General features: G+C 62.0%; 26 protein-coding genes. 10 read left to right on the top strand and 16 right to left on the bottom strand.

The features are described from left to right. Positions 1-49 precede the first annotated feature (49 nt). From ubiB to DIC66_RS04785, 6 genes are all read right to left on the bottom strand, one after another. Entirely contained in the window at positions 50-1,618 is a 1,569-nt protein-coding gene (ubiB, locus tag DIC66_RS04810) for a ubiquinone biosynthesis regulatory protein kinase UbiB (RefSeq protein ID WP_117174610.1), read from the bottom strand. Then, positions 1,615-2,169: a ubiquinone biosynthesis accessory factor UbiJ gene (locus DIC66_RS04805; protein WP_117174608.1), complete on the bottom strand. Its 555-nt coding sequence runs from the start codon at positions 2,167-2,169 to the stop codon at positions 1,615-1,617. The genes ubiB and DIC66_RS04805 overlap by 4 nt, the downstream gene beginning before the upstream one ends. A 15-nt stretch (positions 2,170-2,184) precedes the next feature. Continuing rightward, entirely contained in the window at positions 2,185-3,156 is a 972-nt protein-coding gene (locus tag DIC66_RS04800) for a Tim44 domain-containing protein (protein ID WP_117174606.1), read from the bottom strand. 22 nt (positions 3,157-3,178) lie between these two features. Continuing rightward, the gene (gene ubiE, locus DIC66_RS04795; protein WP_117174604.1) at positions 3,179-3,910 is read right to left on the bottom strand and encodes a bifunctional demethylmenaquinone methyltransferase/2-methoxy-6-polyprenyl-1,4-benzoquinol methylase UbiE; all 732 of its coding nucleotides are present in this window, start codon (positions 3,908-3,910) and stop codon (positions 3,179-3,181) included. A gap of 118 nt (positions 3,911-4,028) precedes the next feature. Further along, positions 4,029-4,442: a gamma-butyrobetaine hydroxylase family protein gene (locus DIC66_RS04790; protein ID WP_117174602.1), complete on the bottom strand. Its 414-nt coding sequence runs from the start codon at positions 4,440-4,442 to the stop codon at positions 4,029-4,031. A 16-nt stretch (positions 4,443-4,458) separates the two neighbouring features. Continuing rightward, positions 4,459-8,373 carry a DUF3683 domain-containing protein gene (locus tag DIC66_RS04785; protein ID WP_117174600.1) on the bottom strand — a complete coding sequence of 1,305 codons (3,915 nt, stop codon included), beginning with the start codon at positions 8,371-8,373 and terminating at the stop codon, positions 4,459-4,461. A gap of 196 nt (positions 8,374-8,569) precedes the next feature. On the opposite strand from DIC66_RS04785, the gene DIC66_RS04780 reads away from it, so the two are divergent. The 5 genes from DIC66_RS04780 to DIC66_RS04760 all read left to right on the top strand — a co-directional run bounded on the left by DIC66_RS04780 (position 8,570) and on the right by DIC66_RS04760 (position 10,992). Further along, positions 8,570-8,821: a type II toxin-antitoxin system Phd/YefM family antitoxin gene (locus DIC66_RS04780; protein ID WP_117174598.1), complete on the top strand. Its 252-nt coding sequence runs from the start codon at positions 8,570-8,572 to the stop codon at positions 8,819-8,821. Then, positions 8,808-9,227: a putative toxin-antitoxin system toxin component, PIN family gene (locus tag DIC66_RS04775; RefSeq protein WP_117174596.1), complete on the top strand. Its 420-nt coding sequence runs from the start codon at positions 8,808-8,810 to the stop codon at positions 9,225-9,227. The genes DIC66_RS04780 and DIC66_RS04775 overlap by 14 nt, the downstream gene beginning before the upstream one ends. 49 nt (positions 9,228-9,276) lie before the next feature. Beyond that, a complete protein-coding gene (gene ugpQ / locus DIC66_RS04770) occupies positions 9,277-10,074 on the top strand; it encodes a glycerophosphodiester phosphodiesterase (RefSeq protein WP_117174594.1) in 798 nt (265 codons plus the stop codon). Between the two features lie 76 nt (positions 10,075-10,150). After that, positions 10,151-10,729: a hypothetical protein gene (locus DIC66_RS04765; RefSeq protein WP_147321239.1), complete on the top strand. Its 579-nt coding sequence runs from the start codon at positions 10,151-10,153 to the stop codon at positions 10,727-10,729. After that, a complete protein-coding gene (locus DIC66_RS04760) occupies positions 10,729-10,992 on the top strand; it encodes a helix-turn-helix domain-containing protein (protein ID WP_117174590.1) in 264 nt (87 codons plus the stop codon). Before DIC66_RS04765 ends, DIC66_RS04760 begins: the two co-directional genes overlap by 1 nt. Here DIC66_RS04760 and DIC66_RS04755 read toward each other — a convergent pair. Both DIC66_RS04755 and DIC66_RS04750 read right to left on the bottom strand, forming a co-directional pair. Beyond that, positions 10,989-11,492: a GNAT family N-acetyltransferase gene (locus DIC66_RS04755; protein WP_117174589.1), complete on the bottom strand. Its 504-nt coding sequence runs from the start codon at positions 11,490-11,492 to the stop codon at positions 10,989-10,991. The genes DIC66_RS04760 and DIC66_RS04755 overlap by 4 nt on opposite strands. Positions 11,493-11,519: 27 nt before the next feature. Then, complete coding sequence (locus DIC66_RS04750) at positions 11,520-11,798, bottom strand: hypothetical protein (protein ID WP_117174588.1); 279 nt, start codon at positions 11,796-11,798, stop codon at positions 11,520-11,522. Positions 11,799-11,876: 78 nt separating this feature from the next. On the opposite strand from DIC66_RS04750, the gene hemA reads away from it, so the two are divergent. The 3 genes from hemA (at position 11,877) to prmC (ending at position 15,302) form a co-directional block, all read left to right on the top strand. Next, positions 11,877-13,136 (top strand): glutamyl-tRNA reductase, encoded by a 1,260-nt coding sequence (hemA, locus tag DIC66_RS04745; protein ID WP_117174587.1) that lies wholly within the window; start codon positions 11,877-11,879, stop codon positions 13,134-13,136. 72 nt (positions 13,137-13,208) lie between these two features. Further along, a complete protein-coding gene (gene prfA / locus DIC66_RS04740) occupies positions 13,209-14,327 on the top strand; it encodes a peptide chain release factor 1 (protein ID WP_117174586.1) in 1,119 nt (372 codons plus the stop codon). A gap of 57 nt (positions 14,328-14,384) precedes the next feature. Beyond that, entirely contained in the window at positions 14,385-15,302 is a 918-nt protein-coding gene (prmC, locus tag DIC66_RS04735; RefSeq protein ID WP_117174585.1) for a peptide chain release factor N(5)-glutamine methyltransferase, read from the top strand. Between the two features lie 138 nt (positions 15,303-15,440). On the opposite strand, the gene DIC66_RS04730 is transcribed toward prmC, so the two are convergent. Beyond that, the gene (locus DIC66_RS04730) at positions 15,441-16,007 is read right to left on the bottom strand and encodes a surface-adhesin E family protein (protein ID WP_117174584.1); all 567 of its coding nucleotides are present in this window, start codon (positions 16,005-16,007) and stop codon (positions 15,441-15,443) included. A gap of 192 nt (positions 16,008-16,199) precedes the next feature. Here DIC66_RS04730 and DIC66_RS04725 point away from each other — a divergent pair, with 192 nt between their 5' ends. Then, positions 16,200-16,535: a zinc ribbon domain-containing protein YjdM gene (locus tag DIC66_RS04725; RefSeq protein WP_117174583.1), complete on the top strand. Its 336-nt coding sequence runs from the start codon at positions 16,200-16,202 to the stop codon at positions 16,533-16,535. 36 nt (positions 16,536-16,571) lie between these two features. Here DIC66_RS04725 and DIC66_RS04720 read toward each other — a convergent pair whose 3' ends face one another. The 5 genes from DIC66_RS04720 to DIC66_RS04700 all read right to left on the bottom strand — a co-directional run bounded on the left by DIC66_RS04720 (position 16,572) and on the right by DIC66_RS04700 (position 21,780). Then, positions 16,572-16,976: a VOC family protein gene (locus DIC66_RS04720; RefSeq protein WP_117174582.1), complete on the bottom strand. Its 405-nt coding sequence runs from the start codon at positions 16,974-16,976 to the stop codon at positions 16,572-16,574. Further along, positions 16,973-18,709, bottom strand: a complete 1,737-nt coding sequence (gene leuA / locus DIC66_RS04715; RefSeq protein WP_117174581.1) for a 2-isopropylmalate synthase — start codon at positions 18,707-18,709, stop codon at positions 16,973-16,975. Before leuA ends, DIC66_RS04720 begins: the two co-directional genes overlap by 4 nt. Positions 18,710-18,852: 143 nt before the next feature. Beyond that, complete coding sequence (locus DIC66_RS04710) at positions 18,853-20,736, bottom strand: response regulator (protein WP_233505783.1); 1,884 nt, start codon at positions 20,734-20,736, stop codon at positions 18,853-18,855. Continuing rightward, the gene (locus DIC66_RS04705) at positions 20,729-21,241 is read right to left on the bottom strand and encodes a putative pterin-binding protein (protein WP_117174579.1); all 513 of its coding nucleotides are present in this window, start codon (positions 21,239-21,241) and stop codon (positions 20,729-20,731) included. Before DIC66_RS04705 ends, DIC66_RS04710 begins: the two co-directional genes overlap by 8 nt. 62 nt (positions 21,242-21,303) lie before the next feature. After that, positions 21,304-21,780: an FKBP-type peptidyl-prolyl cis-trans isomerase gene (locus DIC66_RS04700; RefSeq protein ID WP_117174578.1), complete on the bottom strand. Its 477-nt coding sequence runs from the start codon at positions 21,778-21,780 to the stop codon at positions 21,304-21,306. Positions 21,781-21,916: 136 nt separating this feature from the next. Between DIC66_RS04700 and grxD the strand changes: the two genes are divergently transcribed. Beyond that, positions 21,917-22,243: a Grx4 family monothiol glutaredoxin gene (gene grxD / locus DIC66_RS04695; protein ID WP_117174577.1), complete on the top strand. Its 327-nt coding sequence runs from the start codon at positions 21,917-21,919 to the stop codon at positions 22,241-22,243. Between the two features lie 24 nt (positions 22,244-22,267). Here the strand turns inward: grxD and DIC66_RS04690 are convergent, their stop codons facing one another. Together DIC66_RS04690 and DIC66_RS04685 are read right to left on the bottom strand one after the other, a co-directional pair. Next, entirely contained in the window at positions 22,268-22,912 is a 645-nt protein-coding gene (locus DIC66_RS04690) for a lytic transglycosylase domain-containing protein (RefSeq protein ID WP_117174575.1), read from the bottom strand. A 2-nt stretch (positions 22,913-22,914) separates the two neighbouring features. Continuing rightward, positions 22,915-24,657, bottom strand: a complete 1,743-nt coding sequence (locus tag DIC66_RS04685) for a proline--tRNA ligase (protein WP_117174573.1) — start codon at positions 24,655-24,657, stop codon at positions 22,915-22,917. Positions 24,658-24,732 lie beyond the last annotated feature (75 nt).

Below are 24,732 nucleotides of genomic sequence, written 5' to 3'. Positions count from 1 at the left end.
ATGTAAGGCTTTGTCGGTGGTGGCAAAGCCTTCAATTATAGAGGTGCGGCTAGAAAGGCCGGACCCGCACCACAAACTGCATCACCACCAGCCCCACAGAAAAACCGATGACCATGGCGATCAGCCACTGCAGCATGCGGTTGGTGCGTTTTTGCTCCTGCAGCAGCTCAGCCACCAGCTTGTCCGAGCCGGACGCTTGCGCACCACGCTTGAGGTAGTTGTTCACCAGCATGGGCAGCTCGGGCAAGAGCTTGGCGTAATGCGGCGCCTGCGACTTGAGCTGCTCCCAGAACTTTTGCGGCCCCACCTGCCCCAGCATCCACTTCTCCAGGAAGGGCTTGGCCGTGGCCCACAGGTCCAGGTCGGGGTCGAGCTCGCGGCCCAGGCCTTCGATGTTGAGCAGGGTCTTTTGCAGCAGCACCAGCTGCGGCTGAATCTCCACCTGGAAGCGGCGCGATACCTGGAAGAGGCGCATCAGCAGCACACCCAGGGAAATTTCCTTCAGTGGGCGGTCGAAATACGGCTCACACACCGAACGCACCGAAGCTTCGAGCTCATCCACACGCGTACTGGCAGGCACCCAGCCGGACTCAATGTGCAACTCGGCCACGCGCTTGTAGTCGCGCCGGAAGAAGGCCACGAAATTCTGCGCCAGGTACTCCTTGTCGACCTCGGTGAGCGTGCCCACGATGCCGAAGTCCAGCGAGATATAACGCCCAAAGGTCTCGGGTGCCAGGCTGACCTGGATGTTGCCCGGGTGCATATCGGCATGGAAAAAGCCGTCCCGGAACACCTGGGTAAAAAACAGCGTAACCCCGTCGCGCGCCAGCTTCTTGATGTCCACACCGGCCGCACGCAGGCGTTCTACCTGGCTGATGGGCACACCGATCATGCGTTCCATCACCAACACCTCCGTGGTGCAGAAGTCCCACAGCATTTCGGGAATCATCACCATGTTCAGGCCTTCCATGTTGCGGCGCAACTGGCCCGCACTGGAGGCTTCACGAATCAGGTCAAGTTCGTCATGCAGGTACTTGTCAAATTCGGCCACCACCTCACGGGGTTTGAGGCGCTTGCCGTCGCTGGACAAACCCTCCAGCCAGGCTGCCATCAAACGCATCAGACCCAGATCGCTGTCAATGGCCGACAACATGCCGGGACGCAGCACCTTGACGGCCACGTCGCGCTCGCGGCCGCTGCGGTCCTTGATGACGGCAAAGTGCACCTGCGCAATGGAGGCGCTGGCGATCGGCACTTGGTCGAAGGAGACAAAAATCTCGGCCAAGGGCTTGCGCAGCGCGCGCTCAATGATGGCCACAGCCTGGGCTGCAGGGAAAGGCGGCACCTGGTCCTGCAGGCGGGCCAGCTCATCGGCAATGTCCACCGGCATCAGGTCGCGCCGGGTGGACAGCACCTGGCCGAACTTCACGAACACAGGGCCCAGTCGCTCCAGCGCTTCACGCAGGCGCTGGCCGCGTGGCGCGTCGCGCCGCCCGACCGACACCACTTTGGCAATCCAGTGCAGCCAGGGCTTTTGAAAACTGGAGAGCACCAACTCGTCCAGGCCATAGCGCAGGACGATCCAGATGATGAACGCCCCCCGGAACAAGCGGCTCATGCCGAAGTGCCAGGGCGTGTGTCTGTGGCGTCCGCGGCCTTGCGGCCCAGGAAATCGCGCAGTCCGCCGCCCACCGTGCGGCAGGCTTGCATCAGCATGTGCGAGGGTGCATCGCCAATGATGCGCGACAGGTCCTCTTCCACGTCCCAGCGCACGTTGTCGGCCAGCCAGTTGACTTCAGCGGCCAGTTGCACGTCCCCTTCAATGCGCACCGGGGGCTTGGTGCCGGCCATCAGGGTCTGGGCCAGGGCCAAGGGGGACTCTTCGGTCAGCACCAGGGTCAGGTCGGGCGTGGCGTCCGCGCTTGCCAGGTCCAACAAACCGGCCGGGGTCACCAGCAAGGTAAACGTGAAGCTGCGCCATTGCGCCAGCACCACCCGCCCGCTCTGGCGCACCAGGCGCTCCATGGCCTGAGGCTCCTGCATCAACACATGGTTGAGCATGAGCACCACGCGGCGGTGGGTTTCGTCAATCACCCAGGCCGGTGGCGTGGGAACGGGGAGCTTCTGGAAGAGTTCTTCCAGGAAAGAAAAGGGGGACTGTGTTGCCATAGCCCCGATTATTCCTTATTGCAGCGCTTGCACGCCGGCAACCAGCCAGCCGCTGTTGCCGCTTTTTGGTTTGGTCATGTTCCAGACTTCACGGAACGGACTGGGTCCGGCCGAGGGTTCTTCGCGGATCATGCCGGAGAACTCCACGCTGGCCATATATTCGTCGGCCAACTCCTCGATACCCAAGAGATGGGCTTCGATCATCACCACCTCGGTGCTATTGGGTGCTGTGCCGGTGTGGGCTTCGCGCTCAGCCAACTGGGTGCGTATTTCACCCAGCATGCCGTCCGTCATCATGGCGCGCAGCGCGGGGATGTCGGAGCGGTCCCAAGCCGCCTGCAGGGTGACAAAATTTCCCTTGGCCGCGCGCAGAAAGCCTTCGCTGTCAAAACCTGCAGGCACACCCCAGTTCTGCGAACCCTGCAGGGCGGAGCCAATCATCGAGCTACCACCGGCACCCGATTCAATGGGCGTCAGGTTGCTGCGCTCAAAGGGCCGGGCCGAGGCATCGTTACCCACATTTTCGGGCCGGTAGGCTTGGGGCACAGGCGCTCCGCCAGCACCTTGGAAGGCGAAAGGGCTACGCTGTGCAGCGGCCGGGGCCGCATTGCGCTTGCGCATGATGAAGCCCACCAACATCATCACCCCCAAGGCCAACAGACCAAACATCAGAATCTGGCCAAAGGCCTCGCCCATACCCAGCGAACTGGCCAGCCAGGCAAGTCCCAAGCCAGCAGCCAGGCCGCCCAGCATGGCGCCCCAGGGACGGCGTGCAGGCGCAGGGGCCACCGCCGGTGCCGGCTTGGCTGCGTTGGTCGCACTTTGCGCAGGCGCGCCGGGAGCCGCTGGTGCCGTGCTGCGCTGTGTCACGTTGCTCGACTGCTTGCCAAACGAGCCCCCACCGCCCAGGCGCTTGGCGGCCTCGGCGTTTACGCCACCCAAGGCCAAAGCGAGAGTCAAAACTACCGCGGACACAGACCACTTCATACAAGCTCCAATTTAAATTTGTTCAACACTTGATTCCAACATGCAACGCGGCAACACCACCAGTGAGGTTGTGGTAGTCCACATGGCCGAAACCACCTTTGTGCATCAGGGCCTTTAGCTCCTGTTGGCTGGGGTGCATGCGGATGGACTCGGCCAGGTAGCGGTAGCTGGCGTCGTCGCCTGCCACCAACTTGCCCAGGCGCGGCAGCACCTTGAACGAATACCAGTCATACACCTTCTCCAACGGCGCCGCCACCTTGGAAAATTCCAGCACCAGCAGCTTGCCGCCGGGCTTGAGCACGCGGTTCATCTCGGCCAGAGCGATGTCCTTGTGGGTCATGTTGCGCAGGCCGAAGGCCACGCTGACCAAGTCAAAATAGTTGTCGGCAAAGGGCAGCTTCTCGGCATCGCACACCAGGGTGGGCAGGGACACACCCGCGTCCAGCAGGCGGTTGCGCCCGGTACTGAGCATGGCCTCGTTGATGTCGGTGTGCACCACCTGCCCGCTGGCGCCCACTTTTTTGGAGAAGGCCAGTGCCAGGTCGCCAGTGCCGCCTGCAATGTCGAGCGCACGGTCGCCGGGTTTGAGGTTGGCCACCATCAGGGTGTAGGCCTTCCAGGCGCGGTGCAAGCCCATGGACATGAGGTCGTTCATCAGGTCGTACTTGGGGGCGACCGAGTCGAACACGCCGCGCACTTTGCGTGCCTTCTCCGCCTCGTCTACGGATTCAAAACCAAAATGGGTGGTAGTCATGCACTGATTTTAAGCAGTTCACCGCCGCAAGCACGATAAAGGCTGCCCAATCAGCTATTCATTTGCGAGCGCGTTGCGTTCGCGCACCGGCCTTGTGCAGAAGGCCGACAGATCCAGATCAGTGGCTGGCGCAGCTATGACCACCTTTTTCGGGCATGGGCGCATCGCGGTGCACGCCGGCGGCCTGCAGGCGTTGCTCATAGTCGGCCCACAGTTGCTCCTGCTGCGAACCCAGGAAGTACAGGTAGTCCCAGGAGAAAAGGCCGGTGTCGTGGCCATCCGAAAAGCGTGGCTGCACGGCGTAGTTGCCCACCGGCTCCAGGCCGGTCAGGTCCACCAGGCGCTTGCCCGTCTGAAGGGTTTCCTGGCCCGGGCCGTGGCCCGCCACTTCGGCCGAGGGCGAATACACGCGCATCAGCTCGAAGGGAATGCGAAAGCTCGCACCGTCAGAAAAACTGATTTCGAGCATGCGCGATTGCGCATGCACCGTGAGAGCCTGTGGAGTGGGCGAGCCTGTTTGTAATCCAGCCATAGGCAAATTGTAGGACTTACACCAAGACCCGCTCAATGCCACCGGCATTGGCTGTCTTCACGTACGCGGGCAACCATTCCGGGCCCAAGATCTGGTTGGCCATTTCCACCACGATGTAATCCGCCTCCAGCAGGCCATTGTTCAGGTCATTGCCGTAGCGGCTCAGGCCCTGCAGGCAACTCGGGCAGCTGGTGAGTATCTTCACATTGCCCTTGGCCTGCACTGTGTTGTCTGCACCGGGCGCACTGGCCGTCAGCGTCCGCAGTGCTGCCTCGTCCTTCTTCAACTCCTCTTCCTTGCGGAAGCGGATCTGCGTGGAAATGTCGGGGCGGCTCACGCCCAGTGTGCCGGACTCGCCGCAGCAGCGCTCGCTCTTGAGGACCGCGTCTCCCACCAGAGCCTTGACGGTCTTCATGGGGTCCTGCAGCTTCATGGGGCTGTGGCAGGGGTCGTGGAACAGGTAGCCAGCACCTGCGCCGCCCTCGGGCACCAGGGTGATGCCCTTCTCCAGCAGGAACTCGTGGATGTCGATGATGCGGCTGCCCGGAAAGATCTTGTCGAACTCATAGCCCTGCAGCTGGTCGTAGCAGGTGCCGCAGCTCACCACCACGGTCTTGATGTCCAGGTAGTTCAGCGTGTTGGCCACGCGGTGGAACAGCACGCGGTTGTCGGTGATGATCTTCTCGGCCTTTTCCGCCTGGCCAGAGCCGCGCTGCGGGTAGCCGCAGCACAGGTAGCCGGGCGGCAGCACGGTCTGCACACCGGCGTGCCACAGCATGGCTTGCGTTGCCAGGCCCACCTGGGAAAACAGGCGCTCGGAGCCACAGCCGGGGAAGTAGAACACCGCCTCGGTCTCGGAGGTGGTGGACACCGGGTTGCGGATGATGGGCACGTAGTCGCCATCTTCAATGTCCAGCAGCGCGCGCGCCGTCTTCTTGGGCAGGCCGCCGGGCATCTTCTTGTTGATGAAGTGGATCACCTGCTCCTTGATGGGCGCAGTGCCCACCGTGGCCGGTGGCTTGTTGGTCTGGGCGCGCGCGGCCAGACGCAACACCTGGTTGGCCAGGCGCTGCAGCTTGAAGCCCACGCCCACCATGCCTGCGCGCACCAGCTTGATGGTCTGCGGGTTGGTGGCGTTGAGGAAGAACATGGCCGCGGCATTGCCCGGGCGGAAGGTCTTCTTGCCCATCTTGCGCAAGAGGTTGCGCATGTTCATGGTGACATCGCCAAAGTCGATCTTCACCGGGCAGGGCGACTCGCATTTGTGGCACACGGTGCAGTGGTCGGCCACGTCCTCAAACTCTTCCCAGTGGCGGATGCTCACGCCCCGGCGTGTCTGCTCTTCGTACAAAAATGCTTCCACCAGCAGCGAGGTGGCCAGAATCTTGTTGCGCGGGCTATACAGCAGGTTGGCGCGTGGCACATGGGTGGCGCATACCGGTTTGCACTTGCCGCAGCGCAGGCAGTCTTTCACCGAATCGGCAATGGCGCCAATGTCGCTCTGCTGCATGATCAGGGATTCGTGTCCCATGAGTCCAAAGGACGGCGTATACGCATTGGTGAGATCAGCATATGCGTCAGTGCCCCGCAGCAGCTTGCCCTTGTTGAAACGCCCTTCCGGATCGACCTTGGCCTTGTAGGCGGTGAACGGTGCCAGCTCGGCATCGCTCAAAAACTCCAGCTTGGTAATGCCAATGCCGTGTTCCCCGGAGATCACACCGTCCAGCGAACGGGCGAGTGCCATGATGCGTTTGACCGCGCCATGGGCGGCCTGCAGCATGTCGTAGTCATCGCTGTTGACGGGGATGTTGGTGTGCACATTGCCGTCACCTGCGTGCATGTGCAGCGCAATCCAAACACGCCCTTTGAGCACGCGCTGGTGGATGGCGGTGCATTCCTGCAGCACGGCGGCAAAAGCGCCACCGGTAAAGATTTCCTTCAGCGGACCACGCAGCTGGGCTTTCCAGCTGGCGCGCAGGGAATGGTCCTGCAGTTGGGCAAACAGCGGCTCGACCTGGTCCAGCCAGCCCTGCCACTGGGTGCGCACCCCGGTCACCAGGGCCAGGGCCTGGTCCACGCGTTCTTGCAGCAGTTCGGGCGCTGGGACATCGATGCTGGCATCGGCTTTGCCCAGGGGTAGATTGCCCTTGCTCAAAAATTCACTCAGTGCGTCGCACAAGGCCAGCTTGTTGCGCAAACTGAGCTCAATGTTGATGCGCTCGATGCCGTCGGTGTATTCGGCCATGCGCGGCAGGGGAATCACCACGTCTTCGTTGATCTTGAAGGCGTTGGTGTGGCGGCTGATGGCTGCCGTCTTCTTGCGGTCCAGCCAGAATTTTTTGCGCGCTTCCGGGCTGATGGCCACAAAACCCTCACCCGAGCGCGAGTTGGCAATGCGCACCACTTCCGAGGTAGCACGCGCCACGGCGTCGGCATCATCGCCGGCAATGTCGCCGAACAAGGCCATCTTGGGCAGGCCACCGCGCTTGGACTTGGTGGCGTAACCCACGGCCTTGAGGTAGCGGTCATCCAGATGCTCCAGACCGGCCAGCAGCACGCCACTGCGCTTCTGCTCGGCAAACATGAAGTCGATGATTTCCACGATGCTGGGCACGGCATTGCGCGCGTCGCCAAAAAACTCCAGGCAGACGGTGCGGGTGTGCTGCGGCATGCGGTGCACCACCCAGCGCGCGCTGGTGATCAGGCCGTCGCAGCCCTCCTTCTGGATGCCGGGCAGGCCGCTCAGGAACTTGTCGGTGACGTCCTTGCCCAAACCCTCCTTGCGAAAGCTTCGGCCCGGAATGTCCAGGCGTTCGGTGCGCAATTTGGTCTTGCCATCGGCCTTGAAGTACTGCAGCTCAAAGCTGGCAGTCTCTGCGTCATGGATCTTGCCCATGTTGTGGTTGACGCGGGTGACCTCCAGCCATTCGGCCTGCGGTGTCACCATGCGCCAGCTCGCCAGGTTGTCCAGGGCCGTGCCCCAAAGCACGGCCTTTTTGCCACCGGCATTCATGGCGATGTTGCCGCCTATGCAGCTGGCCTCGGCCGAGGTGGGGTCCACGGCGAACACAAAACCGGCGCGCTCGGCCGCATCGGCCACGCGCTGTGTCACCACACCGGCTTCGCTCCAGACGGTGGCCACCTCCCGGTCCAGGCCGGGCAGGCGCATCATGACCACTTCGCTCATGGCTTCGAGCTTTTCGGTGTTGATCACCGCGCTTTTCCAGGTCAAGGGCACAGCGCCGCCGGTGTAACCGGTGCCGCCGCCGCGCGGGATGATGGTCAGGCCCAAGTCGATACAGCCCTTGACCAGACCGGCCATCTCTTCTTCGGAGTCGGGTGTGAGCACTACAAACGGATATTCCACACGCCAGTCGGTGGCGTCGGTCACATGGCTGACGCGCGAGAGGCCGTCAAACTTGATGTTGTCCTTGGCAGTGACCTTGTTGAGCTGGCGTTGGGCCTTGCGCCGCAGGTTGGCCACTGCCTCAAAGCTGTCATCGAACTGCTCCACGGCAGAACGCGCAGCCGTCAGCAGGCCAACCACCATGGCATCGCGTTCGCGGTCGGCATCGGGGGTGCGGCGCTTTTCGACTTCGCCCAGGCGGTGGTTCAGGGCCTCCACCAACTGGCCGCGGCGCTTGGGGTTGTCCAGCAAGTCGTCCTGCAGATAGGGGTTGCGCTGCACTACCCAGATATCGCCCAGCACCTCGTACAGCATGCGGGCTGAGCGGCCGGTGCGGCGCTCTTCGCGCAGCTGGTTCAGCGTGTCCCAGGCCTTGGAGCCCAAGAGGCGGATCACAATTTCGCGGTCGGAAAACGAGGTGTAGTTATAGGGAATTTCGCGAATGCGCTCATGGGGCTGCTGTGCCTCGGAATGGGCTGCAGGGCTGGCGCTGGTCAAATGCGTATGAAGTGTCGGGGCGTTCATCGGGTGGTGTGTGGGCAAGCGAAAAGGGGCTGGACCGCCAATCCCCACGCCGCCAATGGCAGAGCCGCGATGGTACCGCAGTGCAGCAATGCGACCTGATTTGTTCTGAAAAGGCCACACCGCTGGTGCAGGCAGGGACGACTGTAAAAATCCAACCGAAACAGCCCAATCGTTCGATTGGTGCTAGACTTTTGGTATGCAAACCTTTTCAGCCAACCAGGCCAAAACCCAGTTTGGCCATTTCATTGACCTGGCCCAGCGGGAGCCCGTGCGCGTGATGCGCCGTGACCGGGTAGTGGGTGTCATGGTCTCGGCCCAGGACTATGAGGCCATGCGCGCCTTTTATGCCGACCGCTTGCAACACACCTTGGAGCGAACCGCAGCAGAGGCCGAACGGGCCGGGCTGACGCCGGAGGTACTGGAAGACCTGCTGCGTGACGAGTCATAGGCTGGTCATTGATACCAACGTCCTGATCAGCGCGGTGCTCTCCTCACAAGGTGCTCCGGCCCGGTTGGTGAGCCTGGCACTGCAGCAACACACATTGGTTTTCTCGCAACCGACCTTCGATGAATTGCGAACCCGGCTGTACCGCCCCAAGTTTGACCGCTACATCAGCCTTGAAAACCGCCAACAGGTATTGCACGACTTTAACGCCATCGCCCATTGGGTGGAGATTCCAGAGCCTGAACACTACTGCCGCGACCGCGATGACGACACATTTGTGGAGACCGCCCGCGCAGCTGGTGCAGAGCTCCTGATCAGCGGCGACAAGGACTTGCTGGAAGCCATCTCCTTGCCAGAAGGCTTGCACATCGTTACCGCGGCGCAGGCACTTGAGTTGCTCAAGGCATGACACCCGCATCCCATTCCCTTGAGCATCACTTTGCACACCCGGAGTTCCCATGAAAACTGCCCCCCTCCCCGCCTGGCCCTATCCGCGCTGGGTTGCCCACCGCGGCGCTGGCAAGCTTGCGCCCGAGAACACCCTGGCCGCGTTCCGCCTGGGCGCCAGCCACGGCTACCGCATGTTTGAGTGCGACGCCAAACTGAGTGCCGACGGCGTGCCCTTCCTGATGCACGATGCCGAATTGGCCCGCACCACCAACGCCGCCGAAAAACATAGCAACAGCCCTGCGAGCGTGAGCGACATCGGCGGTGATCACCCCTGGAGCGCCCTGTCGCAACTGGATGCTGGCAGCTGGCACTCGCGCAGCTATGCCGGTGAGCCACTGCCCACGCTGGAGGCGGTGGCCCGCTATTGCATTCGCAACGGCTACTTTCTGAACATCGAGATCAAACCCACACCCGGCACAGAACGCCACACCGGTGAAGTGGTGGCAGAGCACGCCGCGCGTCTGTGGCAAGGCGTTGCTGTTCCCCCACTGCTCACCAGCTTTGACATCCCCGCGCTGGAAGGCGCGCTGGCGGCAAGGCCAGAACTGCCGCGCGGCCTGCTGATCGATGCCCTGGAGGGCGAACCCTGGTCTGCCTGGCTGCAAAAAGCCAAAGCCCTGCAATGCCAAGCCATCGTCTGCAACCACACGCTTTGGAATACCGACACCGTGGCGCAAGCACAGGCTGCAGGCTTTCGAACCCTGAGCTACACCGTGAATGAAGCAGCAGAGGCCCAGCGGCTGATGGACCTGGGCACCGATGGCGTGATCACTGACCGGGTGGACGTGTTCAGTCCATCGATCTGAAAAATATTTCATTGAGTTGATTTTTTATTGTTAAACAATACATAATTGTCGCATCGCAACTTAATTGGAGATTGCCATGCAGACCCAGCAAGAGCCGACCAAGATCGGCACAAGCACTTTTCAACACCCTGCTATTCAAAAGCTGCAGCGCGTGGCACACCTGATGCGCTTGGCAAGCGCCGGGTATGCCCTCTGGATGTTGTGGAACATCCTGAATTGGTGGATGGATGCAGACAAGGTGACACGGCACTTCGGAAGCTTCATAGGCCGCGACCTGTCCGCCATGGGTGCATCCCAAAGGCTTGGCGCGCTGGCTCTGGACTTGATTGCCTGGGCTTTGCTCTTGGTGTCCGTGGTGCAAGGCTGGAAATTCCTGGGGTACCTGGGCCAACCGGCGCGCTGGAGCGGCGCTGCAGCCCGCCATATTTCAATGTGCGCCTGGTTCGCCATTGCCTGTGAAGGCTTTGCGCAGCTGGCTCGCCCGTTGCAAAGCTTTTTACTCACAGCCCACCTGCCTGTGGCTGAGCAGGTCTGGAAATGGCGCTTCCAGAACGTGGACCTGCTGGCCGTGCTGTTCTGCCTGGCGCTGCTGATGTTTGCCTACGTCTTTGCTTGGACCATGGAAATGGCAGAAGAAAACCGGAGCTTTGTCTAATGCCCATTGTTGTCAATCTCGATGTGATGCTGGCCCGGCGCAAGATGCGCTCGCGCGACCTGGCGCCGCTCGTGGGCATTACCGAGCAGAACATCTCGCTGCTCAAATCCGGCAAGGTCAAGGGAGTGCGCTTTGACACGCTGGAGCGCATTTGCGCCGTGCTGAATTGCCAACCCGGGGATATTCTGGAATACGTGGCGGGTGACACAACGCGCCCGGCAAGTTCCGGTGGCGCTGACAGTATCAATAGCGCCGCGCCTTAAGCCAAAAGTCGGCACACCGTCGTGCGCCCCGAGCCATGCGGCCTGCGGGCAGGCTCGGCAAAGGTGGCTAACTCCACAAAGCCCGCCTTGCGCATCATCCCGGCGGAGGCTGCGTTTTCTTCGTGCCGGTCTATGTAGATTTCCTGCAGACCCAGCCCTTGCAAGGCCTGAACCGCACGCGCCAGCAACTGTGCGCCCAGGCCGCGCCCGACCTGGTCACGCCGCACCACGGCCTCACAGATGTAGCCGTGTGGGGCGTCTTGGCGCTGCGCAGACTGGTAACGGGAAAAATCAAGGGTCGAGCAATAAGTGACCGCGCCGACCAACTGGTCACCGTCCATGGCCAGCACGCCATGGGCCTTTTCGGCAGCAATGTCCTGCATGTGCCCCGCAATGCCGTCCTCGGGAAGCCAGTTCCAGACGTTGGCACCGTGGTCCAGAATGAAGGACTGCAGCACTGCAACGTGCTGCGCGCCAGCAGGCACAAAGGCTAGTGCCATGCGCAGGAACCCGATACAGCCAGGAGCTCAGCCACGCCAGGCCTTGGCGGCAAACCACTGGCAGCTGGCGCAGACCAGCACCATGGCGGCATAGGTGAGCATCTTGCCGTCGCGGCCAAAGACCAGCAGCCCGGCCAGCAGGGTCAGGCCGCAAGCTACAGAATTTATAGCAGCCTGGGTGAGCCAAGTATGATGGGGACGTGCCTTTTTCATGACCAGTGGCGCCAGGGCCGCCACCAACAGGCCGACCACCAAGGCGGGTGCGATGAAATTCAGCAGATGGTCTAGCAAGCCGAGCAGGCTCATGGTGTGATTGGGTCCGCAATAAGAACGAACCCCATTGGAACAGGGAAGAACGGGATTTTATAATCCGCAACACAACGTATGGCAGTCTGGGCATTAGGAATCAACCACACCACCGCACCGCTGGACATGCGGGGCCGGTTTGCGTTCGCCATGGACAAGGTGGAGCCCCATCTGCAGGCCCTGCGCGATTCGCTGGCCCGCAATCCGGAAGCGGCCATTGTCTCCACCTGCAACCGCACCGAAATCTACTGCGCCGGCGACGAAGCCGCCATGGAGCAGACGTTGGCCTGGCTGGCCCAGAGCGGCGGCGTATCCACCCACGAACTGCGCTCCCACACCTACCACCTGGAAGGCGATGAGGCCGCACGCCACGCCTTCCGTGTGGCCAGCGGGCTGGACTCCATGGTGCTGGGCGAGCCGCAAATTCTGGGGCAGATCAAGGACGCGGTCCGTGCCGCCGACGCCGCCGGTGCCTTGGGCACCACCCTGTCGCAGTTGTTCCAGCGCTCGTTTGCCGTGGCCAAGGAAGTACGCACTTCCACCGAAATCGGCGCGCACTCCATCAGCATGGCCGCAGCGGCCGTGCGCCTCTCGGGCCAATTGTTTGAAGACCTGGCCCAGGTGAAGGTGCTGTTTGTGGGCGCGGGCGAAATGATCGAGCTGTGCGCCACCCACTTTGCCGCCAAGAATCCGAAATCGATGGCCATAGCCAACCGCACCCTGGAGCGCGGTGAAAAGCTGGCCGTGCGCTTTGGCGCCGAGGTGATGCGCCTGGCCGACCTGCCAGACCGCCTGCACGAGTTCGACGCCATCATCAGCTGCACCGCCAGCACCTTGCCCATCATCGGCCTGGGTGCTGTGGAGCGTGCCCTCAAGAAACGTCGCCACCGCCCCATGTTCATGGTGGACCTGGCTGTGCCTCGCGACATCGAACCCGAGGTCAAGGCCCTGGGTGACGTGTACCTGTACACCGTGGACGACCTGGCCGGTGTTGTGCAAACCGCCCAGGCCAGCCGCCAGGCGGCAGTGGCCCAGGCCGAGGCGATTGTGGATGCCGGCGTGCAAAGCTTTATGCACTGGATCGAGCAGCGCAATGCTGTGCCCCTGATTCAGCAGCTCAACGCCCAGGCGGACCAGTGGCGTGCCGGCGAACTGGCGAAGGCGCGCAAGGCGCTGGCCCGAGGCGGTGATGTGGACGCCACCCTGGAAGCGCTGGCCCGGGGCCTCACCCAAAAGATGCTGCACGGCGCCATGGCCGAGTTGCGCACGGGCGATGCCCAGGCGCGCGAGCGCGCCGCCAACGCCATCGAACACTTCTTCCTGCGCAAAGAACGTTAGCGGGGCTGCCCTGCCGCCGCTGTGGCCGCCATCGACAGGCGGTGTTCTTGTTCTTCTGTATTCCAAAATCCCATGAAACCCTTTTTACGCCAACAACTCTCCCGCTTTGCCGACCGCCTGGGCGAGCTGGAATTCCTGCTCTCGCGCGAAGACATCATGCAGGACATGAAGCAGTTTCTGGCCCTCTCACGCGAGCACACCGAAGTGGGCGCTGTGGCCAGCCGCTGGGCGCGCTACCAGCAGCGTGAAGCTGACCTGGCAGCGGGCCAGGAGATGCTGGCGGGCTCCAGCGACGACGCCGACATGGCCGAGATGGCACAGGAAGAAATTGACGGCGCCACCGCCGAGCTGGCCCAACTGGAGCTGGAGTTGCAGCGCATGCTCTTGCCCAAAGACCCGGACGACCAGCGTCCGGCCTTTGTGGAAATCCGTGCCGGCACGGGGGGCGATGAATCGGCCCTGTTTGCGGCGGACCTGGCGCGCATGTACACCCGCTTTTGCGATGCCCAGGGTCTGAAGACCGAGATCATGAGCGCGTCGGAGAGCGAGCTCGGCGGCTACAAGGAAGTGGTGCTGCGCATCGAAGGCACGGTGATGACCAGTGGCGGAGCCTGCGGCGCCTATGGCATGCTGAAGTTCGAGTCCGGCGGCCACCGCGTGCAACGGGTACCCGCCACCGAAACCCAAGGGCGCATCCACACCAGCGCCTGTACCGTGGCCGTACTGGCCGAGCAGGATGAGGCCGAGGCCATCAAAATCAACCCTTCCGACCTGCGCATTGACACCTACCGCGCCAGCGGCGCCGGTGGCCAGCACATCAACAAAACCGACTCGGCCGTGCGCATCACCCACCTGCCCACCGGCATCGTGGCCGAATGCCAGGACGGGCGTAGCCAGCACAGCAACAAGGCCCAAGCCCTCAAGGTACTGACCGCCCGCATCCACGAAAAAGACCGCTCCGAGCGCGCCGCCAAGGATGCGGCCGAACGCAAGAGCCTGGTGGGCAGCGGTGACCGCAGTGACCGCATACGCACCTACAACTTTCCGCAGGGCCGCCTGTCGGACCACCGCATCAACCTGACCCTGTACAAGCTGCTGAACATCATGGAGGGCGACCTCATTGACGTGATCGACGCACTGCAGGCCTATGAGGCCGCGCAGCAAATGGCGGCGCTGGAACTCAACGCCTGATTCTTTGCACCGGCATGCCCATCTGCGTTCACCTTCTCACCCGCTTCGGAGCGCGGCATGCGCATTGACGAGGCGGTGCGCTACGGCCAGTCGTTGGGGCTGGAGCGGCTGGACGCGCAGTTGCTGGTGCTGCACGCGCTGGGCCGCGCCAGCAGCGAGCGGGCCTGGCTGCTGGCCCACGGCACGGACGCCATGCCCGCCGAGGCCGAGGCACTGTTGCAAACCGTGGCCCAGCGCCGGGCGGCGGGAGAGCCGCTGGCCTACATCACCGGCTTGAAAGAGTTTTACGGCCTGACGCTGGCCGTGGACGTGCGCGTGCTGGACCCGCGCGCCGACACCGAAACCCTGGTGGACTGGGCGCTGGAAACCATGGACAGCCTGCACAGCACGCCGTCAACGACACCCACATCTGCATCTGCATCTGCATCCGCCGAAAGTACGTCACCCACGGCCCACGCACAGCCCGCCGCAATCGACCTGGGCACCGGCAGCGGCGCCATCGCAATGGCCCTCAAGCACAGCCGCCCCTTGTGGCAGGTACACGCCCTGGATTTCAGCACCGACGCACTGGCCGTAGCACGTGCCAATGCCGCGCGGCTGACGCTGGATGTGCAGTTTCACCAGGGCAGCTGGCTGGCCGGTTTGAAAGGCAGCTTCCAGCTCATAGTCTCCAACCCGCCCTACATAGCCGCCGAGGACGAGCATCTGGCCGCCCTCACCCACGAGCCCTTGCAGGCGCTGGCAAGTGGTGCGGATGGATTGAATGACCTGCGCACCATCATCGACCAAGCCTCTGCCCACCTGCTGCCTGGCGGCTGGCTGCTGCTGGAGCATGGCTATGACCAGGCCGAGGCGGTGCGCGTCCTGCTGCTGCAGGCGGGCTTTGACCAGGTGCAGTCGCGCTGCGATCTGGCAGGCATTGAGCGCTGCAGCGGCGGGCAATTGCGCATCAGCAGGTGCTTGCAAGCACTTTGATACGCTGTGAAACTGCATTGGCAATCGTTCATTCGAGCCAACGGCGAAGACAACTGACATGAAGAGACTGAGTTTGCCGTTACTTTCCCTCCTTGTGCATGCCAGCGGCGCACGTGCCAACCCGCACCTGTCAAACGGCTACCGGTAAACGTAAGCCGCCTGCCCCACGCACAGCTCCTTCAGAATGTCTGAACCGGTCGTGCGGTTCATAACCGGCTTCCAGGTCTGGGCGCAATCGTCGTCCAGGCGGATTTCCAGGGAATCACCAGCCTCGCACTGCGCCTTGCGCCGCGGTGTCATGCGCTCACCGCCCGCCATTGATTTGGTATAGACGCTTTGCAGCCAAGTGCGGGCCTGGCGGTTAGCGCAATCGTACTGGTTCAGGGCCTTGGAGGACATTGCACCGTCCTCTGCTGCATCTTCGCGGTCGTAGATCACCCAGGCGAAAACATAGTCGTCACGCCTCTTCATGGATGAGGACTCGACCCAGATAGTGACTGTCTTGTCGAAGTTGACCGTCAGGACTTTCCATTCAGCATGCGCCTTTGCAGTCATCAGGCAGGCCATAGACAACACAGCAATCCTGAAGGCTGTTCCAACATTCAATTTCGGCCCACCAATTCCCATATTTGCCACCTTCGAATTTTTGGGTATCCGCAATTCATTGCTGATAAAAGCGCAGAGGTCCCCGACCGGGAAATGCATCCAATCGGCAGCAAGATTGAGGCGAGGGGTACTCTGAACGCCGACAGATCAAACGATATCATGAGGGACCGCAACGTGCTGGTCACCAGGTGCCCAGCGTCCACCAGACTGCTGTGCAAGCGTGACGACGTATTCCACGCCTGCAGCCTGGACCCGAGCGTCCAGTAACCCATTCTCTTGTTGAGCCCCACTATGACCACACCCGCCTGCCCCCAGTGCACACTGGAAAACACCTACCCCGATGGCACCAACTTTGTCTGCGCCGATTGCGGCTTTGAGTGGCCGCAAGCCGCCGCTGCTTCGGAAGACGATGCCGATGCGGTAGTGAGAGACTCCAACGGCCAGGTGCTGCAAGACGGCGATGCGGTGGTGCTGATCAAGGACCTGAAGGTCAAGGGCAGCTCGACCGTGCTGAAAATGGGCACCAAGGTCAAAAGCATCCGCCTGGTGGGTGGCGACCACGAGGTGGACTGCAAGATGGACGGCGGCAGCTTTATGCTGAAGGCCTGCTTTTTGAAAAAGGCATAGGCCCTCAGGGTGCCGCTCCCGGGCACCCTTCTATCGCTAAGAAGCCGTGCTCTCGGCCGCGTGGCAACACACGCACAGCTTGTTGCCATCCAGATCGCGAAAGTAGGCGCCGTAGTAGTCGGCGTGGTAATGCACCCTCAGGCCCGGCGCGCCTTCGCTGCGCGCGCCTTGGGCCATGGCCTCGGCATAAACGCGGTCCACCGCAGCCCGGGTGCGGGCCTGCAGCGCCACCATCTGGCCGTTGCCCCCAGCGTGCGGCTGGCCATCAAAGGGGCGTGCAATCAGAAACAATGGCCGAGGCGCCTCGGGTGAGACCCAACCCGCCCAGGGCTTATCCGGTTCGCTGAACTTCAGTACCAGGCCCAGCTCCGGCAGCACGGCGCTGTAGAAGGCAAAGGCCCGCTCGAAATCCGTGATGCCGATGTTGACGTGCGAGATCACGCAGCCGCGTCTTCCACTTCGACACGGGCAACCGCTGCAGCCAGGCCCAGACGGTTGACACCGCTGACCAGCGCCCTGATGGAGGCGGTGACGATGTTGCTGTCCAGCCCCACGCCAAAGCGCTCACCCTGCTTGGCGTTGACGGCACCCTGCGCGGCCAGCTCCAGAAAGGCGCAGGCCTGGGCGTCCGCGCCCTGGTGGCTGGCTTTGGTGGAGCGTTCTTCAAAGCTGCGTACCTGCACCTCGATACCCGCACTGCGCAGGGCGTGCACGGCGGCATCAATAGGGCCGTTGCCAGCGCCCTTGAGATGCAGCGGCTTGCCGTGGGACTCCAAATGCAGCTCAATGCCCTGCACATGCATGCTGCCCACGGCGGCAGCCTCAAACAGATGGTGGTCCACATAGCGCACACCGGCGTTGGCAGCGTGCAGGTAGGTGGCGTCAAACAGCTTCCAGATGTCTTGTGCCGTCATCTCGCCGCCGTGTGCGTCGGTGTAGCTTTGCACCTCGCCCGAAAACTCCACCTGCAGGCGCCGCGGCATCACGACGCCGTAATCCACCTCCATCAGGTAGGCGATACCGCCCTTGCCGCTCTGGCTGTTGACGCGGATCACCGAGTCGTAGCTGCGGCCCAGGTCGGCAGGGTCAATGGGCATATAGGGCACGTCCCAAATCGTGTCCGGCTTTTGCGCGGCCAGGCCTTTTTTAATGGCGTCCTGGTGCGAGCCGCTAAAGGCCGTAAAGACCAGGTCGCCCACATAGGGGTGGCGCGGGTGGATGGGCAACTGGTTGCAATACTCCACCGTGCGGGCCACGGCGTTGATGTCGGAAAAGTCCAGGCCGGGCGCTACACCCTGCGTATAGAGGTTGAGGGCCAGGGTGACGATGTCCACATTGCCCGTGCGCTCGCCATTGCCAAACAGGCAGCCTTCCACCCGGTCGGCACCGGCCATCAGGCCGAGCTCGGCAGCGGCCACGGCGGTGCCGCGGTCGTTGTGCGGGTGCAGGCTGAGGATGACGCTGTCGCGCCGCGCCAGGTTGCGGTGCATCCACTCAATCTGGTCGGCATACACGTTGGGCGTGGAGCCTTCCACAGTGGCAGGCAGGTTCAGAATCACCTTGTTGGCAGGGGTTGCGCCCCACTCGGCCGTCACGGCGTTGCAGATTTCCAGCGCAAATTCAGGCTCGGTGCTGCTGAAGACCTCGGGGCTGTATTCCAGGGTGAAGGCGGTCTCGGGCTGCTCGGCGGCCAGTTGCTTGATCAGGCGCACCGACTGCAGGGCCATCTCCACAATCTCGGCCTTTTGCATGCCAAACACCACCTCGCGGAACACCGGGGCGGTGGCGTTGTACACGTGCACGATGGCGCTGCGGGCGCCCTTGAGCGACTCCATGGTGCGGCGTATCAGGTGTTCACGCGATTGGGTCAGCACCTCGATGGTGACGTCAGCCGGAATATTGCCGCCTTCAATCAGGCTGCGCACAAAGTCAAACTCGGTTTGCGAGGCGCTGGGGAAAGCCACCTCAATCTGCTTGAAACCCACCTGGCACAGGGTGCGGAACATGCGCATCTTGCGCTCGCCGTTCATGGGCTCAAACAGCGACTGGTTGCCGTCGCGCAGGTCGCTGCTCATCCACAGGGGTGCGCTGGTCAGGGTGCGCGAGGGCCATTGGCGGTCAGTGAGCTGAATGCCCTGGAAGGCGCGGTATTTGGTGGCGGGCTGGGCTAACACGGGTGAAACTCCTTGGGCTTTGCATACGAAGCCGTCTAAGAAGTATGGTATGCCAACAAGAAGCGCAGACTATTGCCAAAAAATTATTGAAAAGGTGTTTTTAGCAATTTAATTGCCAAATTTTTGATATTCAAGCAATAAATCTACTTATGCAAAGTCCTGGCTACGGCATGCTTCTGAATGATGGCACGCAACTGCTCAACCTTGAGCGGCTTGCTGATGAAGTCGTTGGCACCGGCCGCCAGCGCCTGCTCGCTGGCTTCGTTCATCACATCGGCCGTCAGCACCACAATCGGGGTGTCCGCTACAGGGCTTGGCAAGGCCCGGATCAGACGGGTGGCGGCCAGCCCGTCCATCACCGGCATATTCACATCCATCAGGATCAGGTCAAACGCCTCGCGTTGCACTTGCTCCACGGCCAGTTGCCCGTTTTCGCAGTAGCTGATGTGGCAGCCCATGCGCCCCAGAAGCACCCCCACCAGTTTCTGGTTGATGGGGTGGTCCTCCACCACCAGCACACGCAGGGTATGTGCAAGCTCGGGCACCGGTGCAGCCACCAAGGGAAGACTCACCTGCGTGGCACCTGCAGGGACCACCGCGGGCAACGCGGGGGCAGCGGTGTCCAGGGGCAAGCGCAGTGTGGCGGTAAAGGTTGAACCCACGCCCACTTCACTGCGCACCGTAATTTCGCCGTCCATCATGTTCGCCAACGACTGCGAAATTTCCAGCCCCAGGCCCGTGCCGCCAAAACGCCGCGTGCTGCTGTCGTCCACCTGGTAGAAGCGCTGGAACAGGCGGGACAGCACCGAGGCGTCCATGCCGAGGCCCGTGTCCTGAATCTCGAAGGCAACTTCCTGGATTGCGTCGGGGAGCAGCTGCCACGACACCCTGACGTCCACTCGACCCTGGGCCGTGAACTTGATGGCGTTGCTGACCAGATTGAACACGATCTGCTTGATGCGCGTCTCATCGGCCAGCACGGGCGCCAAAGGCCCGGATGGCGCATGGATCTGGAAGCCCAGGCCCTTGCTCTTGGCAAGAGGCAGCATGAGCGCGTTCACCTCACGCAGCAGGCGCGGCAGATCCAGAGGAGCGGGCTTGATGGTCATCTTGCCGGTCTCCAGCGCCGACAGATCCAGAATGTCATTCAACAAGGTCAACAAGTGGCTGGCAGAACCCTGTGCCGTCTCAATGTAGTCGGCCTGTTGCGGCGTCATGGGCGTGCTTTGCATCAGGCCCAGCATGCCCATCAGGCCGTTGAAAGGGGTCCGCAACTCATGGCTCATATTGGCCAGGAACTGGCTCTTGCCACGGTTGGCGGCTTCGGCCCGGAAATGTGCCTCGCGGAGTTCATCGGTCATCTTCTCCAGGGCCAGACGCTCGGCTTCCAGCCGCCTTTGGCGCAGCACCAAGGCACCCGAAGCAATCAGGAGCAGCACCAATTGGGCCACTGTCAGCCACACGATGAGCGCATTCTGTTTGCGCATCGTGTCCGACTGGCGCTCCAGCAAGCGCGCCACCTCGGAGTTGGCTGCCAGCGTCAAGGCCTGCACATCAGAGCCCAGGCTGTTGAACTCCGCCAGCGCATGGGCCAGCGCCCCGCGATCCATGGGTTTTCCCGACAGCGCCTGATCCGATTCAGACACCAGGTGCTCCAGCCGGGGGATGACCTTCTGGTACTCGCTGCGTGAAGCCAGCAGGGAGACGCCTGGGCTTTCGCGCAGAAGGGTCAACCGGCTTTGGAAAATATCGTAGCGCAACGTGAGCTCGTCCAGATCCGCGGCGTCCGGGTTAGCCAACGCGACGGCAAATGATTGCCGGGTGCGCAAGAACTCCCGCTCAAACTGGAAGGCCAGCGCCGTGAGGGAGTCCGACTGGATAGCGCTGCTCTGATCGATGGCGCGCTTCTGCGCCAGCACAAAAACCAGCAACGAAGCCATGGCCAGCGCCATGGCCGCCGTACCTAGCGCCAGCCAAAGCAGGTAGCGCTGGTTGTTGGTACGGGCCTGCATTTGCAGGCTATTCAATCGTCAGGGACTTGAGCTGCCAGGCCGAGCGCTCGTAATAGGTGGCGGCGCGCAACTCGGGCTTGGTGTCGTAGGGGTAGACGATGAACAAGGGGCCCTTGGTCTTCACCGGGATGTCGGCATCATTCATCTTGTGGGCCAGGATGACGTCGAACTTCTGTGCATCCTCCAACGGAATGCTGCTCTGGTAGTCATTCAGGGCCACCGCCTTGATGGTGGTACCTGTTGCCTTGGCCGCTGCCAGTACGTCACGCAACAAGGGGCCGGTGAACTTGATGGGCTGCTTGTCCCAGGGGGTCATCGTGGTAAAGCTGCGCTGTGGCAACTTTTCGATCATGGCCAGATCAAATACCGCCGCAGTGGCCGTGTTCTTTTCAGCCACATTGCCCGAAATGGACAAGATCACCTTGCCAGCGGCGGGCTGGAGTGCTGCCGCAGGCAACGCCAAGCACAAGGCCGTGGCCGCAATCAGTGCCGACAAGGCGCGAGGAAATGCTGGACGCATAAAGACCCTTTTATTGATAAAAACTGTAATTATCTTCCCTAGGCCCGCATTATGGATCCAGTTCAGTGGTGGTGGCCGTGTGCACCGTGCACATGTCCATGGGAAATTTCCTCTTCCGAGGCAGCCCGCACCTCCAGCACCTTGATGCCAAAGCGCAGGGTCTTGCCAGCCAGCGGGTGGTTGCCATCCAGGTACACCGTGTCGCCCTTGATCTTGAGCACCGTGAACACAATGCTGTGGCCGCTGTCATCGCGCCCTTCGAGTTGGCCGCCAATCTTCACGCCGGGCGGGAACTGGCTCTTGGGAATGGTTTGCAGCAGGCCTTCGTCGCGCAGGCCAAAGGCATCTTCGGGCTTGAGTTCAATCGTGGTCTGGTAGGCGGTTTGCTGGCCTTCCAGGGCTTCTTCCACCTTGGGGAAGGTGTTGCCATAGCCGCCGTGCAGATAGGACATGGGCTCCTTGCTTTCCTCCAGCAATTTGCCAGAGGTGTCGGAGACGGTGTAGTGCAGGGTAACGGCGGAATTTTTTTCGATTTTCATGGTGAGGACCTGAACAGGTGGGGATGGCCGATTATCAGTAAAAAACCCCACCGCTTTGGCGGCCAGACCGGCTCATTGCATCCAGCCTTGAACAAAGATGAAATAATCCGGGCTTGCACTTAAAGAGGTTTTTGACATGAGCAACGCACAGCAACGTATCGATGAACTGGTGAAGTCCAATGAAGTCCTGCTTTTCATGAAGGGCACGGCCAGCTTTCCCCAGTGCGGCTTCTCGGGCCGCGCCATCCAGATCCTGAAAGCTTGCGGCGTGGATCCCAAGGCGGTCAAGACCGTCAACGTGCTGGAAGACGACGAAATCCGCCAGGGCATCAAGGACTACAGCCAGTGGCCCACCATCCCCCAGCTCTATGTCAAGGGCGAGTTCATTGGTGGCTCGGACATCATGATGGAAATGTACGAATCCGGCGAACTGGCCCAGACGCTGGCCGCCAAACCGGCCTGAACACCAAACCAATCCGGGCCTTGTTCAGGCCTTGATTTCCCAGCGGCGGCGGGCACCCTGAACCGCATCGGGGTACGGCGCCTTGCCGCGTGAGCCGTTGTAGCGCCCCAGCGCCAGAAACGCGTCGCCACGTTCCAGATCCAGGTAGTGGCGCAGGATCACGCAGCCAAAGCGCAAATTCACTTTCTTGTGGAACAGGTTGTTGGGGTTGCCGTCGCCAATACTGCGGGTCCAGAACGGCATTACCTGCATGTAGCCGCGCGCACCCACGCTGCTCACGGCAAAGCGGCGGAAGTTACTCTCCACCTGGATCAGACCCAACACCAGGGCCACATCCAGCCGCGTGCGCTTGCAGTTGTACCAAAGCGTCTGCAGGAACTCGTCTCGGTCCTGCAGGGTTTTCAGATCGGAATTGCGCGCCACCAGGCGCTGGTTCATCTCCACCTTCCAGCGCAGGTAGTGCAGCCGCGCCTCGGTATCGGCAAACACGGGTTCGGGCGGCTCGCTGCTGCTGACGGCTGTGCTCAGGGCATTGCGTACCGCATCAGCCAAGGGTTCTTCGATTTGCGCACCTGCCCGGGCCAGTTGTGGCAGCCCCATCAAAGCGGGTGCGCCCAACAAGGTCAACACGCCGCGTCGACTGGGCCCACCCTGCGCCGACGCCACCATGCTCAGGCCTTCAGGCGCGCCTGGATCAGACCCAGAACCTCGGCCACGGGCACGCTGGTGGCTGCTGCATCGCGGCGGTGCTGGTACTCCACCATGCCTTCCTTCAGGCCCCGGTCGCCCAGGGTCACGCGGTGCGGCACACCGATGAGTTCCCAATCGGCAAACATGGCACCCGGGCGCTCGTTGCGGTCGTCCAGAATCACGTCCACACCGGCTTCCATCAGCTCGGCGTACAGCTTGTCGGCGGCGGCCTTCACATCGGGGAAACGGTCCGGGCTGATGGGGCACAACACCACGGTAAACGGTGCCAAGGCATCCGGCCAGATGATGCCGCGCTCGTCGTGGTTTTGCTCAATGGCAGCTGCAGGCAGGCGGGTAATGCCAATGCCGTAGCAGCCCATCTCCATGAACTGCGGCTTGCCGTTCACATCCAGAAAAGTGGCGTTCATGGCGCGGCTGTATTTGGTGCCCAGGTAGAACACGTGGCCAATTTCAATGCCGCGTTCAATCGCCAACGCACCCTTGCCATCCGGCGACAGGTCGCCCTCCACCACATTGCGAAGGTCGGCAATCACATCGGGCTCGGGCAGGTCACGGCCCCAGTTCACACCGCTCAGGTGGTAGTCGGCCACATTGGCGCCGCAAATCCAGTCGGACATCACGGCCACTTCGCGGTCAACCACCACGCTCAGCGGCTTCTTCAGGCCCACCGGGCCCAGGTAGCCGGGCTCGCAGCCAAAGTGCTCGTCAATCTCGGTCAGTGTGGCAAAGCGGAAACCGGCCAGGCCGGGTATCTTGCCAACCTTCACCTCGTTCATGCTGCGGTCGCCACGAATCAGCAGCAGCCACACACGGCTCTTGACGATCTCGCCCTTGTCATCACGCTCATCGGTAGCCACCACCAGGGTCTTGAGCGAGTTTTCAATCGGCAGCTTCAGGTAGTTGGCAACGTCCACACAGGTGCTCATGCCGGGGGTGGAGACTTTCTCCAACGCCTGGGTGGCCGCTGCGCGTGGGCTCTGGGGCGCCAGCGCCTCGGCCTTTTCCATGTTGGCGGCGTAGTCGCTGCCCGGGCAGTAGACGATGGCGTCTTCACCGGTGGCGGCAATCACCTGGAACTCTTCGGACAGGTCGCCCCCAATGGCACCGCTGTCAGCGGCCACGGCGCGGTACACCAGGCCAAAGCGGTCAAAAATCTTGCGGTAGGCCTTCGCCATGACCTGGTAGCTCAGCTTGGCGGCATCCTGGTCACGGTCAAAGCTGTAGGCGTCCTTCATGGTGAACTCGCGCCCACGCATCAGGCCAAAACGCGGGCGGCGCTCGTCGCGGAACTTGGTCTGTATCTGGTAGAAGTTCTTGGGCAGCTGCTTGTAGCTCTTGATCTCCTGGCGCGCGATGTCGGTCACCACCTCTTCGCTGGTGGGCTGCACCACATAGTCGCGCTCATGGCGGTCCTTGATGCGCAGCAGTTCCGGGCCCATGGCCTCAAAGCGGCCGGTCTCCTGCCACAGCTCGGCGGGTTGAATTACCGGCATGGCCAGCTCCACAGCGCCAGCGCGGTTCATCTCCTCGCGCACGATGGCTTCCACCTTGCGCACCACCCGCAGACCCATGGGCATGTAGCTGTAAATGCCGGCGCCCAGCTTTTTGATCATCCCCGCACGCATCATCAGTTTGTGGCTGACCACCTCGGCATCGGCCGGCGCTTCTTTGAGGGTGGAGATAAGGAATTGGGAGGCTTTCATGGCGCTGCTTGGATGTTCTTCAAAGGCTGCAGAAGGCTTCGTCCCTTGATGCACCTCAGTTGCTGTGCATAATGA

The organism is Rhodoferax lacus (assembly GCF_003415675.1).
Lineage (GTDB): Bacteria > Pseudomonadota > Gammaproteobacteria > Burkholderiales > Burkholderiaceae_C > Allorhodoferax > Allorhodoferax lacus.
This window is presented reverse-complemented; position numbering and strand designations above follow the sequence as displayed.

Excerpts from the sequence above, each read along its gene's own strand:
- DIC66_RS04760 (WP_117174590.1), top strand. The coding sequence starts at position 10,729 with ATGCCCATTGTTGTCAATCTCGATGTGATGCTGGCCCGGCGCAAGATG.
- DIC66_RS04730 (WP_117174584.1), bottom strand. The coding sequence starts at position 16,007 with ATGCATTTCCCGGTCGGGGACCTCTGCGCTTTTATCAGCAATGAATTG.
- DIC66_RS04790 (WP_117174602.1), bottom strand. The coding sequence starts at position 4,442 with ATGGCTGGATTACAAACAGGCTCGCCCACTCCACAGGCTCTCACGGTG.
- DIC66_RS04780 (WP_117174598.1), top strand. The coding sequence starts at position 8,570 with ATGCAAACCTTTTCAGCCAACCAGGCCAAAACCCAGTTTGGCCATTTC.
- DIC66_RS04690 (WP_117174575.1), bottom strand. The coding sequence starts at position 22,912 with ATGGTGGCGTCGGCGCAGGGTGGGCCCAGTCGACGCGGCGTGTTGACC.
- DIC66_RS04765 (WP_147321239.1), top strand. The coding sequence starts at position 10,151 with ATGCAGACCCAGCAAGAGCCGACCAAGATCGGCACAAGCACTTTTCAA.
- hemA (WP_117174587.1), top strand. The coding sequence starts at position 11,877 with ATGGCAGTCTGGGCATTAGGAATCAACCACACCACCGCACCGCTGGAC.
- DIC66_RS04785 (WP_117174600.1), bottom strand. The coding sequence starts at position 8,373 with ATGAACGCCCCGACACTTCATACGCATTTGACCAGCGCCAGCCCTGCA.
- prmC (WP_117174585.1), top strand. The coding sequence starts at position 14,385 with ATGCGCATTGACGAGGCGGTGCGCTACGGCCAGTCGTTGGGGCTGGAG.
- DIC66_RS04755 (WP_117174589.1), bottom strand. The coding sequence starts at position 11,492 with ATGGCACTAGCCTTTGTGCCTGCTGGCGCGCAGCACGTTGCAGTGCTG.
- prfA (WP_117174586.1), top strand. The coding sequence starts at position 13,209 with ATGAAACCCTTTTTACGCCAACAACTCTCCCGCTTTGCCGACCGCCTG.
- DIC66_RS04800 (WP_117174606.1), bottom strand. The coding sequence starts at position 3,156 with ATGAAGTGGTCTGTGTCCGCGGTAGTTTTGACTCTCGCTTTGGCCTTG.
- DIC66_RS04685 (WP_117174573.1), bottom strand. The coding sequence starts at position 24,657 with ATGAAAGCCTCCCAATTCCTTATCTCCACCCTCAAAGAAGCGCCGGCC.
- DIC66_RS04700 (WP_117174578.1), bottom strand. The coding sequence starts at position 21,780 with ATGAAAATCGAAAAAAATTCCGCCGTTACCCTGCACTACACCGTCTCC.
- DIC66_RS04725 (WP_117174583.1), top strand. The coding sequence starts at position 16,200 with ATGACCACACCCGCCTGCCCCCAGTGCACACTGGAAAACACCTACCCC.
- ubiB (WP_117174610.1), bottom strand. The coding sequence starts at position 1,618 with ATGAGCCGCTTGTTCCGGGGGGCGTTCATCATCTGGATCGTCCTGCGC.
- DIC66_RS04805 (WP_117174608.1), bottom strand. The coding sequence starts at position 2,169 with ATGGCAACACAGTCCCCCTTTTCTTTCCTGGAAGAACTCTTCCAGAAG.
- ubiE (WP_117174604.1), bottom strand. The coding sequence starts at position 3,910 with ATGACTACCACCCATTTTGGTTTTGAATCCGTAGACGAGGCGGAGAAG.
- DIC66_RS04750 (WP_117174588.1), bottom strand. The coding sequence starts at position 11,798 with ATGAGCCTGCTCGGCTTGCTAGACCATCTGCTGAATTTCATCGCACCC.
- DIC66_RS04705 (WP_117174579.1), bottom strand. The coding sequence starts at position 21,241 with ATGCGTCCAGCATTTCCTCGCGCCTTGTCGGCACTGATTGCGGCCACG.
- ugpQ (WP_117174594.1), top strand. The coding sequence starts at position 9,277 with ATGAAAACTGCCCCCCTCCCCGCCTGGCCCTATCCGCGCTGGGTTGCC.
- grxD (WP_117174577.1), top strand. The coding sequence starts at position 21,917 with ATGAGCAACGCACAGCAACGTATCGATGAACTGGTGAAGTCCAATGAA.